This is a genomic window from Limosilactobacillus reuteri, from assembly GCF_013694365.1.
Lineage (GTDB): Bacteria > Bacillota > Bacilli > Lactobacillales > Lactobacillaceae > Limosilactobacillus > Limosilactobacillus reuteri_E.
Genome location: NZ_CP059275.1, coordinates 429,245 through 443,942, shown reverse-complemented (window position 1 = coordinate 443,942; position 14,698 = coordinate 429,245). Strand labels below are relative to the sequence as shown.

Sequence of the window (14,698 nt, the reverse complement as noted above, 5' to 3'; positions counted from 1 at the left end):
GGGCCGTCCAACCGAGAGGATCGCTTACAGAAATGCCAACCGTTTTAGAGCCAACGTCTAATCCCATTAATCTCATTCATTTAGTTTCACCGTTATTCTTTAGGTATGACCGAACAAGCTCTTCAATAATTTCGTCACGTTCATGTTGACGAATCAAGTTACGTGCATCATTCAAACGCGGAATATAAGCAGGATCACCAGATAAAAGATAACCAACAATTTGGTTAATCGGGTTATATCCCTTTTCTTCTAATGATTCATAAACCGTCTTTAATGTTTGCTTAATATCTTCTTGACGTTCTTGACCAAAATCAAAGAACATCGTTTTATCATTTGTAGCCATTTACTTATCGAGGTAACCTTTAGCTTGACTTAAGGCTTCCTTAATTCCAGCTGGATTCTTTCCACCAGCTTGGGCGAGGTTTGGCCGACCTCCACCGCCACCATTAATGGCTGGTGCAATCGCCTTAATAAGGTCACCAGCTTTTAAGCCTTCCTTAGTTTTATCATCACTAACAGCCACTAATAAGTTTGCTTTACCATCACTGGCTGTAGCAAGAACTAGAACATCAGAAAGAGCCTTTGAGCGCCAAGCATCAGCAAGTTGCCGTAATTGACCCATTCCAGCAACTTGAACTTCGGCAGCAATTAAACTTCCATTCTTAGTTGCTTGAACGTTTTCAAAAACATTATTAGCTTGTTGAGCAGCAATCTTAGCTTGAAGAGACTCATTTTGCTTTTGAGCTTCTTTAAGTTCATTTTGTAATGTTTCTACTTGGTGAGGAACTTCCTTAATCTGAGCAACCTTCAAACTAGCAGCGCTCTTTGTTAAGAGGTCATCACGATCTTGGAGGAACTTAAAGGCATCACTAGAAGTTACTGCTTCGATCCGCCGTACTCCAGCACCAACTCCTCCTTCAGAAACAATTTTGAAGAGACCAAGCTCATTAGTATTTTTAACGTGATCACCACCACAGAACTCAGTATTAAAGTCACCAATCTTAACAACCCGAACCTTATCACCATACTTATCTGAGAATAAGGCGATAGCACCCATTTCCTTAGCAGAATCAATATCAGTTTCAACTGTCTTGACTGGGATTTCCTTCCAGATTTGCTCATTAACCATGTTCTCAACCTTCTTGAGGTCCTCAGCAGTTACTTGACCAAAGTGGTTAAAGTCAAAACGTAGGTAATGTTCTTCAACTAATGATCCGGCTTGTTGAGTATGACCACCAAGAACGTTCCGTAATGCTTGGTCTAACAAGTGCGTTGCTGTATGGTTCTTTTCAATCTTAAGGTGACGAATATGGTCAACAACTAGTTTGTAACGGGCACCCTTTTTAATAGGGGCAGTTAATTCTACTCGATGAAGATTTTGCTGGTTTGGTGCGTGTTGGACATCAACCACACGGCCAACTTTTTTACCATAGTTATCAATAATGTCACCAGTATCAGCGACTTGACCTCCCATTTCTGCATAGAATGGCGTTACATCAAAAATTAGTTCAATGTTCTTATCACCTGGTTGTGCTTCATCCGCTTGTTGACCATCATGTGCTAAGCCGATAACTTTTGCATTATCAACGGTCAAATCAGTGTAGCCAACATATTTGCTATCTTCTTTGAATGAAGTCCATAAATCAGTTTGAACACCCATCCCGTTATCCATATCACGGGCATTACGAGCACGATTTTGCTGCTCCATCATTGCTGCTTGGAAGCCCTTTTCATCAACTGTTAGTCCTTCATCTTCAGCATATTCCTTGGTTAATTCAATTGGGAAGCCATAAGTGTCATAAAGCTTAAAGGCTGTTCGTCCATCAATTTCGTTGGTCTTACTTTCCTTAGCTTCAGCAATCACGTTATTCAACAAGTTTAATCCGCCATTTAAGGTTGCACTAAAGCGGTCTTCTTCTGATTCAATAACTGAAGCAATATAGTCAGCATTTTTAAGAACATCAGGATAGTAATCTTCCATGATTTTGCCGACTGTTGGAACCATCTTTGCTAAAAATGGTTCATCGATTCCCAACTTCTTTCCAGCAACAACTGCTCGCCGAAGCAACCGCCGAATAACGTATCCACGACCAACATTTGAAGGCAAGGCGCCATCCCCGATCGCAAAGGTAATTGTCCGAATATGATCAGCGATAATCTTAAATTGAATATCGTCTTCTTTATTTTGACCATACTTCTTAGTACCACTAAACTCTTCAGCTTGCTTGATTAATGGCATAAATAAGTCGGTTTCAAAGTTAGTAGGGGCATTTTCAAAGATCGAAACAACCCGTTCAAGCCCCATCCCCGTATCAATATTTTTATGAGGAAGTGGTTCATAAGTATCTTCAGGCGTATGGTTAAATTGACTAAAGACAATGTTCCAAATTTCAAGGTAGCGTTCATTTTCACCGCCAGGATAGTTTTCTGGATCATCATCGGCTAAATTATTAAATTCTTGACCACGATCATAAAAAATTTCCGTATCTGGACCAGATGGACCTTGACCAATATCCCAGAAGTTATCCTCATCAGCAATTAAGTGATCTTCAGCAACGCCTACTTCACGCCAGCGATTGTAAGCGTCATGGTCTTTAGGATAATAAGTAATGTATAGCCGTTCGGGATCAAAACCAAACCATTCATCACTTGTTAGTAATTCCCAAGCCCATGGAATTACTTCATTTTTAAAGTAATCACCAACAGAGAAGTTACCTAACATTTCAAACATGGTATGGTGCCGGGCAGTCTTACCAACGTTTTCAATATCATTCGTTCGAATACTCTTTTGTGAGCTTGTCATCCGTGGATTATCAGGAACAACTTTCCCATCAAAGTATTTCTTCATTGTGGCAACTCCAGAGTTAATCCATAGTAATGTTGGATCATTTACTGGAACTAATGATGCACTCGGCATAACTTGGTGGCCATGCTCTTCAAAAAACTTCAAGTACATCCGCCGTACTTGAGCACTATTTAGCTTCTTTAACTCTTTCATTCAACGGGCATTTCGTTCACGGCGATGTTGTTTTTGTCGTGCACGCTTAGCTTTCCGAATTTTATGCCGTAATTCTAGCTTTCGTTTTTGCTGTTCGTCTTCTTTAATCGCCTTTTTAATTCGTTTCTTATAACCAGGTTTAACCTTCTTCTTAGTTTTTTTTACGTAACCCTTCATTGACGGATCAAGTTCATTTTGCCGCCGCTTATAATGCTTCCGACGATTACGGTTATGGGTAGTTACTAGTTGACCATTCTTTAATTCTTTTGGTACAAATTTAACTCCGCGCTCCTCAAGCTTAGCAATTAAATCATCTTCTGCTGGTTCATATAAGGTAATGGCTGTTCCTTTCATCCCATTTCGCCCGGTACGACCAACCCGATGAACAAAATATTCAAGATCAGTTGGCAAGTCGTCATTGATTACTAGTGATACTCCATCAATATCAATTCCACGAGCTGCTAGATCAGTTGCTACAACATATTGATATTCAAGATCACGAATTTGCCGCATTGTCCGTTTACGACGACGGGCTTCTAGTCCCCCATGAATCATCGCTACTTTGAGCCCTTGATTTTCTAAATACTGGGTTAATTCAACTGCTCGTTCTTTTGTATTAGCAAATACCAATGCAAGATATGGTTCACCAAGAGTCAGCAAACGATAGATTAGCTGGTTACGGTCCTGCCCCTTAGTTGACATTAACCAATTATCAACATCTGGATTAATTACTGCTTCAGTAGGAATCTCTTCAACTACTGGATTTTCCATATACTTTTTTAAGAATGGGCGCAGTTTCTGCGGAATCGTTGCTGAGAAAACCATCATTTGAAGGTCATCAGGAAAATGACTGGCAATTTGGTCAACTTCATGTAAGAATCCCATATCTAGGGTCATGTCCGCTTCATCCACCACAAACATTTTTGCTGTGTGAATATCCAATGCCTGACTCTTGATTAAGTCTAATACTCTTCCCGGAGTTCCAATGACCAATTGAGGCTGTTTTCGACTTAATTGGTCAACTTGATGCTGCTTGTCTGTACCACCGACATAATTGTGAATGGTAAGAGGATGAGGAGCATACTTATTAAGTTGCTTTGCCGCATTATAAATTTGGTATGCTAATTCCCGACTAGGAGTTGTGATTACTGCTTGAACGGTTTGATCTTCTGGATTAATCTTTGAAAAAATCGGCAAGAGGAAGGCATGTGTTTTTCCACTACCAGTTGCTGATTGCCCCACAACACTTCGTCCAGCCATAATCACTGGTATTACTCGTTGTTGGACCGGTGTTGGTTGACGAAAATTAATTTTTTGAATTGCTGTTAACAGATAAGGTTGTAACTGAAAATCAGCAAATTTTTTATCACTCATTCATTTTTGGTTTGCATAACTTTGTGTTAATTGGTCCAATTCATCAATCACTTGTTTAATTTCTGCTTCATCTTTAGCCTTAGCGCCACTAGCAAGTGGATGTCCACCCCCATCGTGCTGCTTAGCTAATTCATTAATTGTTGGTCCCTTTGAACGGAGACGAATGCGATAATGGCCATCTTCTTGTTCTACAAAGATCGCCCAGGCAATAACATCATGAATTCGACCTGGTAAAGAAACAATTGCGGATGTCCCGGCTTCAGTCAATCCGAATTGTTCTAAAATTTCATTGGTTAAGATAACATATGCGGCTCCATTATCTAATATCTGCAAATTTTCATAAACGTATGCTGATAACCGGGCCACTGGTAAGGTAATTTCATTTTCGTGCTGACTAATTTCCGCGGCATTTGCGCCGGCTGCCATTAACGAACCTGCAACTAGCATCGTTCGTGGAGTTGTTGCTGGATAAAGGAAACGACCTGTATCGCCAATAATTCCTGCGTATAAGGCATGAGCAGCTTTCTGGGGAAGCGTTAATTCTTTTGCAAATCGTTGATAAAAACTATAAATCATTTCCGAACAGCTAGAAGCATCTGGTTCAACCCACATAATATCGCCAAAGGGTTCATCATTAGGATGGTGATCAATCTTAATAAGCTCGTCCCCATTATCAAAGCGCCGATCATCAATTCGTGGCGCATTTGCTGTATCCGTAACAATTACTAATGCATCATCGAATGTCTGATTGTCAATCGTATCCATCTCACCGATCCAATCAAACCCTGGAATATGCTTCCCTACAACATAAATTTGCTTATATGGGAATGAAGCCCGCAAAATTTCCGCAAGGCCAACTTGTGAGCCAATTGCATCTGGATCAGGGCGTTGATGCCGATGAATAATTATTTTATTGTATTTTTTGATTTGTTCAAAAATTGCTGTTAATGGATCTGCCATTTACTTTTCTTCGCTGCCTTTTTGTTCATCGCTAGCACTCGCTGCAGATGTAGGTTCACTAGCAGCACTATCTGCTGAAGCATCTGCAGAACTGTCAGCGGCAGAACTAGCAACAGCTTTATTATCTTGGGGAACTTCACTAGCTGGTGCATCTGCTCGTTTAATAACACGGGCAATTGCCACCATATCAAAAGTAAGGTAGATCCCTTCACAATCTAAAGTAACTGTCCGGTCAGCCTTATTGATTGAATCAATCTTACCATGCATCCGGCCAATCGTAACAACTTCATCACCTGGGTGTAATTCATTCATCATCTCTTGGTGTTCTTTACGTTGCTTTTGTTGTGGGCGAATCATAAAGAAGTACATTAATGCTACCATTAAGATGATTAAAATAATTCCTGAGTAACCACTTGCATTATTAGATGAAGCAGCACCAAGAACAAAACTACTCAAACTATTCACCTATTGATTCTGCAATAATTCTTGAACAAATTTTTTTGTTTGATGATTTTTAATTGCTTGTCGGAGACTACTCATTAATTTATTGAGGGTAAACAGATTATGCTGCAGCAAAAGTTGTTCACCGTAAAAACTTTGATTGGTAATTAAGCTATGGAGTAGTGCTTTTGAATAGCCCGCGCGACAAGTTGCACACGCACATTGACGATCAAGCACTTGTGAATCGAAGCTAAAATGTTGACGATCAAGATGAAGAACTGTCACTCCTTGATTAACTAATGCAATCCCATTAGCCGCTTTTTTAGCTGCTAGATTGCTATCAATTAAATCAACTCCTGCTAAAATTACCTCTATCAGCTGGTCAAAAGAAAGTGCAGCAGGGAGGTAGCGCAGTTTCTCCTCTCCTAGTTTAGGCGTAATTTCATTAATGATTCGACTAAACTCTTGATCATCTAAGCTGCTAGGGATCCCACTCAACCGATAGCCGCTTAACCCAGCCTCATCGACCGCCTTAATACTGGCTGTCCGTAAATCTTTTAAGCCGCCACCAACAATTGAACCAAGGGCTTGGCCTTTTTGGGGCTTAACAACAGATAACCAGTCATTAGTTTGTTTTACCCCTACTTTTAAATCGTCAACTGGCGCATAATAATCTGTTGCTTGGTCAAAGCTTTGAAAAATATCAGCCCCGAGCGCTTCTTGAACTTGAAGAGCAGTTTCTGGTTGCCAGAATTTTAGTTGTCCCGTTATCGGATCATGAAAACGAACGCCATCATGTTTTTTCCCGCGTGGCTTTGCTAAGTGATAGGCCTCCTCAGTTTCTAAATCCACAAATAAAAGGCCATCCCACTGAAAAAGTTGGTGGAGGTCTCCTAATTTTTCAGTCATCGAATCATATTTTAGCCAACGCTTTAATCCACTTGTCTTAACTGCACTTACACCAGCCTGATTAAGCTGGTTGGGTGATAATTTTGCTAGTTCATCTCCACTGGCAACCAAAGCCGGTGTTTCAATTTGTCGTCCATTAATCTGCAAAATTCCGGTTCGTGCTTGGCCATCGCTTTGATTAATTGTAAATTCTAACTTACTCATTCAATTTCTATCAGTTGGATATTCAATTCCTAAATGTTCATATGCTGTCGGTGTCACTAACCGGCCGCGAGGAGTACGACTAATAAAGCCGATCTGTAACAAATATGGTTCATACATTTCTTCAATCGTATTAGTTTCTTCACCAATATTTGCTGCAATTGTTTTTAATCCCACTGGACCTCCATGGTAGAAATTGATCATCGTTAACAACATTTTCCGATCAATCTCATCTAAGCCCCGATCATCAACTTGGAGCAGCGATAATGCTTGCTTAACAATTGCTGAATCAATGCTTTGTTTCCCTGCTACCTGGGCAAAATCACGTACCCGTTTTAAAAGGCGGTTTGCGATTCGCGGCGTGCCACGTGAACGAAGAGATAGTTCATGGGCCCCTTCATTTTGAATACTAGTATGGAAAATCTTGGCAGAACGAAAAATAATTTTTGTCAGTTCATCTTGAGTATAGTAGTTCATGTGTTCAACAATTCCGAAACGATCACGTAATGGTGCCGATAACATTCCGGCTCGTGTCGTTGCCCCAATTAATGTAAATGGAGGAAGGGGAAAATGAACGGGGTGCGCAGTCGGTCCCTCACCAATAACAATATCAATATAGTAATCTTCCATCGCTGAATAAAGCATTTCTTCCACAACTTTGGGTAACCGGTGAATTTCATCAACAAAAAGGACATCCCCTGGTTTCAGCTCATTCAATAAAGCAACCAAATCTCCTGGCTTTTCGATCGCCGGTCCACTAGTTGTTTTGATATTAACACCCATCTCATTAGCTATTACCATCGCTAAAGTTGTCTTTCCTAATCCTGGAGGACCATATAACAATACATGATCAAGGGCTTCTTCTCGGGATTGGGCCGCCTTAATATATACTTCTAGTTCGTGCTTGATTTTAGGTTGACCAATATATTCCCTTAGTTTCTGTGGTCGAAGAGTTATCTCCACTTGGCTTTCTTCTTCTCCTGATGGGTGATCTGATAAAATACCATGATCATTTTCCATCTAGTTAAGCAACCTTAATGCTTGTCTTAAGTATTCATCAGTTGCCATTTGTTCTTCTTTCATTAATGTCTTTTGAACCTTTTTAATATCCCGTTCCTTGTATCCTAATGCAGCCAATGCTTCCAAAGCATCTTTCAACTCACGATTTACTGTTGCATCAACGGTAAGCTGAGTTGTTGCAAATAATGAGCTGCTGCTTTCATTAGTGAGCTTATCACGTAAGTCTAACACAATTTGCGAAGCTGTCTTTTTCCCGATTCCTGGGAACTTAGTTAAATAGTTAACATTATTATTAGTAATTGCATCAACAAGTCCCTGATGATCAGGGTTCGCTAAAATTGCTAAAGCACTCTTTGGCCCAATTCCAGAAACATTGATTAATTGCATAAATAGTTTTTTTTCATTTTGATCTGTGAAGCCAAACAAGGAAATATTATCTTCACGAACTGCTTGATAAACATATACTTGGACCTTCTTAGTCCGATCCTCTTGATAACGATAGGGATTAGCAACTAATAATTTATAGCCAACCCCATTAACATCAACAACGATATATTGTGGTGCAACAACAGTTACAAGGCCTGTTAAGTATTCGTACAATTAAAATTCATGATCATCAAAATCGTCTGCATATGGGGTGTGTGAATCCTGAATTCGTTTAAACATTTTTTCTAAATCCTGATCATTAAAATGAACAGTTACCGGACGCCCATGTGGACAATTAAAAGGATTCTCACATTGCGGCAACCGTTTCAGCAAGGCTTTAGCTTCCCGTTCGTCAAGGTGGTGGTTAGCCTTTATAGCCCGCTTGCAGCTCATCATAATCGCTGTCTTCATTCGAAATTCTTTGACGGTTAGCTTTCCATTCTTAATTAACCAATCAATCATTTCTTTGGCCGTGTCTTCTTCTTGCCCCTCTTTAAACCAGGTTGGATGGGAGCGCAAAATAAAACTATTTTGACCAAATGACTCTAATTCTAATCCGACCGCTGCAAGCGTATCGAGATGCTGATTAATTGTCATTGCGTCGACAGTCGAATAATTAAGAACAAGCGGAACCAAGAAATTTTGCTGATCAGCGCTCACTTCCCCAATTTTTTGGCGGTAATACTCATAATTAATTCGCTCCTGAGCAGCATGTTGGTCAACAATGTAAAGACCATCTCCTGCTTGTGCTAATAAAAAGGTTCCCTGAAGTTGACCAATATATTGAAGATCAGGAAACCGATTTTGCTGCTGATCTTGTTTATCATGAACATCCAATTCAATATTTGCAGGTTTTACTGGCTTCTTAGTCATAGTGGGAACTGGAGCAGAAAATGGCGTAACTTCACCTTCATTTTGATAACGCTCATCAAATTTTTGCATTGCGGGCGTATTTAAATCTTCAAGATGGTGGATAACGATCGGTGCTGGAATCTCACTATCAAGCGCGTCAGCATGTGCTGGATTATCAGCTGCTGGAGTTGAAATCTCAGTTGCTGCCTTTTCTGTTGCCGGCACTGCCGAAATCGGTGCGGCGTGATAAACAGGTGATGCTTCCTTTAACCGGCGATCAAGGTCCGCTACCTCATCATCATTAGGAATAAATTGGTCAGCATCGACATCCGGAATCAAGTTCTCAACTGCTATCCGCTGCCGAATCGTTTCAGCAATCAATTTTATTAATTGCTGTTCTTTGCTCAAACGAACCTCGCGTTTAGCTGGATGGACATTCACATCAACTAAAACAGGGTCCAGATCAATGTTAATTACCGCGATCGGATAACGACCAACCATTAGTTTTGATTCATATCCCTGAGTAATTGCCTTTGTTAATTCAAAATTACGAATATACCGATGGTTGATTGTGATTGTTATATATTGACGTGATGCACGTGTTAATTCTGGTAAGGAAACAAAACCACTAACCTTAAAATCATCATCTGCACCACTTATCTCAAGCATCTTACGTCCTGCTTGAACGCCATAAATTGCGGCAACTACTTGTTGTAAATTATTATTACCTGCCGACCGAAATAATTCCCGCCCATTATGGGTAAAGCTAAAAGCAACCGCTGGATTTGCAAGGGCAAGTCGGTTAATGATGTCCGTAATTCTGGTTAGCTCCGTTTGAGGTGATTTTAAGTACTTTAATCGCGCAGGAGTATTAAAGAATAAGTCGGTTACCTTAATATCGGTTCCTTGACGCGCACCAGCCGGCTTCACTACTAATTCTTTTCCTCCTCGCAAATGAATCATTGTTCCTTCTTCTTGACCAGCTTGCGCAGTCGTAAGCGTTACATCAGCGACTGAAGCAATACTAGGTAACGCTTCACCACGAAATCCCATCGTCTGCACCTTAAAGAGGTCATGGCGAGAATTAATCTTACTGGTTGCATGACGGTGAAATGCTAGTCTAATATCTTCAGCAGCGATTCCGTCACCATCATCAATCACGCGCACACTGTCTAAACCTGAATTTTCAACAATAATATCTACACGGTGACTATGGGCATCCAATGAATTTTCAACTAATTCTTTTACAATTGATGCCGGACGTTCAATTACTTCACCGGCAGCAATTTGATTGGCTAAAATATTATCTAATTCATGAATCTTTCCCATTTATTTCAATTTCTGCTGCCACTTATAAATTTGATTCATTACATCCATGGGTGTCATCCCCATTAAATTAAGTTCTTTTAATTGATGTAAAATCCGCCGATCAACACTCGATTCTTTTTTCTCAGGTTGAGTAGCAAATAATTCAAGTTGACCATTATCTTCAACAACTGGTGCAGACTCTTTCTTTACCGGTGCCGCTTCATTTATCTTTGCTGATATTGGTTCTGTATGGTAATTATCTGTTGCCGGTTTAGGCGCATTCGGTAGTTTTACATCCTTTTGCTCTAATTTTTGCAAAATAGTATCTGCACGTTTTAACAATAAGGATGGCATTCCCGCTAGTTTAGCCACGTGGATTCCGTAAGACTTATCTGCAGGACCTGCACTTACCTTATGCAAGAATACTAACTCCCCATCTTTTTCCGTTGCTCCTACGTGGACATTTTTAAGCCGCGTCAAGCTATTCTCAAGAGCTGTCAGTTCATGATAGTGAGTTGAAAATAGCGTCTTAGCACGAACATGCTGATGAACGTACTCAATAATCGCTTGCGCCAATGCCATCCCATCATAAGTTGCGGTTCCCCGGCCAATTTCATCAAAGAGAATCAAACTACGATCCGTGGCATGGGTCAAAGCATTATTGGCTTCCATCATTTCAACCATGAAGGTACTTTCACCAGAGATTAAGTCGTCAGCTGCCCCAATGCGCGTAAAGACTTGATCAAAAATTGGCAATTCAGCGGATTTAGCAGGGACAAAGCAACCAATTTGTGCCATTACCGCAATCAATGCTAGCTGACGCATATAGGTACTCTTCCCTGACATGTTTGGCCCAGTAATCAGGAGAATATCGGTATCTTCTCCCATCAAAACATTATTAGGCACATATTCCTGGTGTCCCATAAACTTTTCCACAACTGGGTGACGACCATCTTTAATTTTTAATACGTGACCAGTATTCATTTTAGGACGGACAAAGTGGTAGTCTTCACTAACAACCGCAAAGCTTTGGAGTACATCTAATTCCGCAAGTTGTTGTGCTAATTTTTGCAGGCGTGTAATTTGTCCCTTGACTTGTTCACGGATTTTAACAAAAATATCATATTCCAAGGCTGTTGACTTTTCTTGCGCTCCCATTATCAATGCCTCTTTTTCTTTTAATTCTGGAGTAGAAAAACGTTCAGCATTAACTAATGTTTGTTTACGCTCATAGCGATCTTTAGGAAGCTTATCAAGATTAACTTTTGTAACCTCAATATAATAGCCAAATACATGATTATAACCAATTTTGAGGTTATTTATGCCCGTTAATTTCCGTTCATGTTCTTGCAGGTCCGCAATCCACTGTTTTCCATTATTCATCGCATCACGGTATTGGTCTAATTGGTCATTATAGCCATCCTTAATCACGCCACCTTCAGTAACAGCAATTGGCGGTTCTTCAACAATTGATTGATCAATTAAATCTGCCACATCGTCCAAGGGATCCAATTGTTTTTGCAATTCTTCAAAGACAGGTGAATCAAGGGTTTCTAAAACGTATTTTATTTTAGGAACTTGCTTTAAGGAAGTCTTAAGTTGAATAAGGTCACGCCCATTAACACTTCCATAGGCAATCCGTCCTGCTAAGCGTTCAAGGTCGTATACCTTAATTAACTCTTGCTGCAAATTACTTCTCTCAAAATAGTGGTCTAATAACTCTTGGACTTTATCTTGTCGTTCACTGATTGCATTTTGATTAATCAACGGCCGGTCAATCCACCGTTTAAGAAGACGACTGCCCATTGCTGTTTTTGTCTCATCTAAAAGCCATGCCAAGGTCCCCTGACGCTTCCCACTTCGCATATTGCGCATTAATTCAAGATTTGTTTTTGAATAGTGGTCGATCTTCATAAAAGAACTTGGTTGATATGCAATTGCTTTCTGCAGGTGGGCCAAAGAGCGTTTTTGGGTCGTTAATAAGTATGACACAAGTAATGCAACAACGTGCTGTTGAGTTTGATCATCAAGGTCTTGAGTAAGATAACTAATCTCAGCATTTTTAAGGACCGTTGGCTGATGTGATTGAAGGATATTTCGTTGCTTAAATTGAGTTGTTATTTCAGCTGGCAACTCACCGTCCACAACTACTTCCTTGCTTTGGAGATTAACCAATTCATTAACCGCGTCATTTGCATTATTTAAGCTTGTCGTTTTAAGCTCCCCAGTTGATAAGTCGGTATAGGCAATACTAAATACCCCATTTTGTCCACTAATCGCTGCAAGATAATTGTTATCACGTGCTTGTTCACCATTTAAATCCATTTGCGTTCCAGGTGTAATTAAACGGGTAACGGCTCGTTTAACCATTCCCTTCGCCTTTTTAGGGTCTTCCATCTGTTCACAGATTGCTACTTTATAACCCTTATCAATTAAAATATCAATATAGTTGTTAACTGCGCGATGGGGTACTCCACACATTGGAATTGGATTTTTTGCACTATGGTTTCTCGTTGTTAAGGTTAGCTCAAGAAGTTGCGCTCCTTTAACCGCATCGTCATTAAATAGCTCATAAAAATCACCAAGTCGGTAAAATAAAAAGGCATCTGGATATTGATCTTTTACCTTTTGATATTGTTCCATCATTGGTGTTGTTTTTTTTGCCACTTATTTAGCATAATCAACTGCTCGAACTTCCCGAATAACGGTTACTTTAATATGTCCTGGATATTCTAATTGCTTTTCAATTTTGTTCTTAATATCATGTGACAAAGTTGTTGCCTGCAAATCAGAAATCTTCTTCGGTTTGACAATCACGCGAAGTTCTCGACCAGCTTGAATTGCATAACTATGGTCGACACCATCATAACTGTTTGCTATGCTTTCTAGTTTCTTTAAACGTTGAATGTATTGTTCTAATGACTCGCTTCGAGCACCAGGACGGGCCCCTGAAATTGCATCTGCTGCTTGTACAAGAACAGCAATTACAGAATTAGCAGGGACATCTCCATGGTGAGAAGCAATCGTATTGATAACCACTTTATTTTCTTTATACTTGCGGGTTAGTTCTACACCTAACTCAACATGTGAACCATCAACTTCATGATCAATTGCCTTCCCAATATCATGAAGGAGGCCAGCACGTTTTGCTAATGTAACATCTTCCCCAAGTTCAGCAGCCATAATTCCGGCTAACTTAGCAACTTCGATTGAGTGGTCTAAGACATTTTGACCGTAACTAGTCCGGTACTTCATTCTTCCGACCGTCTTAATTAGGTCTGGATGCATTGAATGAATTCCTAGATCAAACAATGCTTGCTCACCAGTCTCCCGTAGTTGAGTATCCATCTGCTTACGAGCCTTATCAACTGCTTCTTCAATTCGTGCAGGATGAATACGACCATCTTGAATTAATTTTTCAAGCGCGATCTTAGCAATCTCACGTCGTACAGGATCAAAGCCGCTCAATACGACAGCTTCTGGCGTATCATCAATAATCAAATCAATACCTGTTAACGTCTCTAAAGTTCTAATATTTCGACCTTCACGACCAATTATTCTTCCCTTCATATCATCATTAGGAAGATTAACAACCGAAACAGTCGTCTCTGAGACAACATCCGCAGCACTACGCTGAATTGCTTCAACAATTAATTTCTTTGCATTACGTTCTGCAGAAAGTTCAGCTTCTTGTTCACTGTCACGAATCATTACTGCTCGTTCAGTTTTTAACTGTTCTTTTACTTCAGATAATAATAACTGCTTAGCATCTTCTTGTGACATTTGAGCAACTTTTTCAACTTCTTGTTTGCGTTGTTCAATTAAGGCTTCTGCTTGTTCCTTTGATTGATGAAGCTGCTCTTTTTCTTGATCTAATTTACGTTCACGAACACCAACTGCATTCTCTCTTTTTTCTAGAGCGCTATCCTTATGATCTAAAGAAGCCTCCCGTTGGAGTAATCGGTCTTCTTGTCGTTGGACCTCACTCCGCCGCTGTTTTAACTCATCTTCCACTCTCTCGCGGTATTGATGACTCTCTTCTTTCGCTTCTAAAATAGCTTCTTTTTTCGCCGTTACTGCTTCTTGTTTTGCTTTAGAAATAATACCTTTAGCATCATTATGTGCTTCTGCAACTTGTTTTTCATATGAAACCTTGCGAATTACATAGCCGACAATAATTCCGACAACCATAGCAAGCGCGGCGAACAT

At 40.1% G+C, this 14,698-nt stretch carries 12 protein-coding genes (1 of these 12 only partly in view); all 12 read right to left on the bottom strand.

All coding sequences use genetic code 11. The features are described from left to right. Tightly spaced (each overlapping or abutting the next), the 12 genes in view from ruvX to rny form a layout consistent with a single transcriptional unit that may run on beyond the window. Window positions 1-76: the beginning of a Holliday junction resolvase RuvX gene (gene ruvX, locus HHK02_RS02580; RefSeq protein WP_003666687.1), read on the bottom strand. 368 nt of this gene lie to the left of the window's left edge; 76 of the gene's 444 nt are visible here — the first part of the coding sequence; its start codon is at window positions 74-76; the stop codon falls past the left edge of the window. Next, complete coding sequence (locus HHK02_RS02575; protein WP_003666685.1) at window positions 77-343, bottom strand: IreB family regulatory phosphoprotein; 267 nt, start codon at window positions 341-343, stop codon at window positions 77-79. Beyond that, the gene (gene alaS, locus HHK02_RS02570) at window positions 344-2,998 is read right to left on the bottom strand and encodes an alanine--tRNA ligase (protein WP_181462724.1); all 2,655 of its coding nucleotides are present in this window, start codon (window positions 2,996-2,998) and stop codon (window positions 344-346) included. Beyond that, on the bottom strand, window positions 2,999-4,372 hold the full coding sequence (locus HHK02_RS02565; RefSeq protein WP_181462723.1) for a DEAD/DEAH box helicase: 1,374 nt from the start codon (window positions 4,370-4,372) through the stop codon (window positions 2,999-3,001). Beyond that, a complete protein-coding gene (locus tag HHK02_RS02560; protein ID WP_011953421.1) occupies window positions 4,373-5,332 on the bottom strand; it encodes a DHH family phosphoesterase in 960 nt (319 codons plus the stop codon). Continuing rightward, window positions 5,333-5,797, bottom strand: coding sequence for a preprotein translocase subunit YajC (gene yajC / locus HHK02_RS02555; RefSeq protein WP_003671925.1), 465 nt, complete (start codon window positions 5,795-5,797; stop codon window positions 5,333-5,335). Then, on the bottom strand, window positions 5,798-6,886 hold the full coding sequence (locus HHK02_RS02550) for a tRNA-ribosyltransferase family protein (protein WP_152738642.1): 1,089 nt from the start codon (window positions 6,884-6,886) through the stop codon (window positions 5,798-5,800). Next, complete coding sequence (ruvB, locus tag HHK02_RS02545; protein ID WP_078009172.1) at window positions 6,887-7,903, bottom strand: Holliday junction branch migration DNA helicase RuvB; 1,017 nt, start codon at window positions 7,901-7,903, stop codon at window positions 6,887-6,889. It lies immediately after the preceding gene. Next, a complete protein-coding gene (gene ruvA, locus HHK02_RS02540) occupies window positions 7,904-8,503 on the bottom strand; it encodes a Holliday junction branch migration protein RuvA (protein ID WP_003671929.1) in 600 nt (199 codons plus the stop codon). Beyond that, entirely contained in the window at window positions 8,504-10,510 is a 2,007-nt protein-coding gene (gene mutL, locus HHK02_RS02535; RefSeq protein WP_152697276.1) for a DNA mismatch repair endonuclease MutL, read from the bottom strand. It abuts the gene before it with no gap. Next, on the bottom strand, window positions 10,511-13,156 hold the full coding sequence (gene mutS / locus HHK02_RS02530) for a DNA mismatch repair protein MutS (RefSeq protein ID WP_181462722.1): 2,646 nt from the start codon (window positions 13,154-13,156) through the stop codon (window positions 10,511-10,513). Further along, the gene (rny, locus tag HHK02_RS02525; protein WP_011953420.1) at window positions 13,157-14,698 is read right to left on the bottom strand and encodes a ribonuclease Y; all 1,542 of its coding nucleotides are present in this window, start codon (window positions 14,696-14,698) and stop codon (window positions 13,157-13,159) included.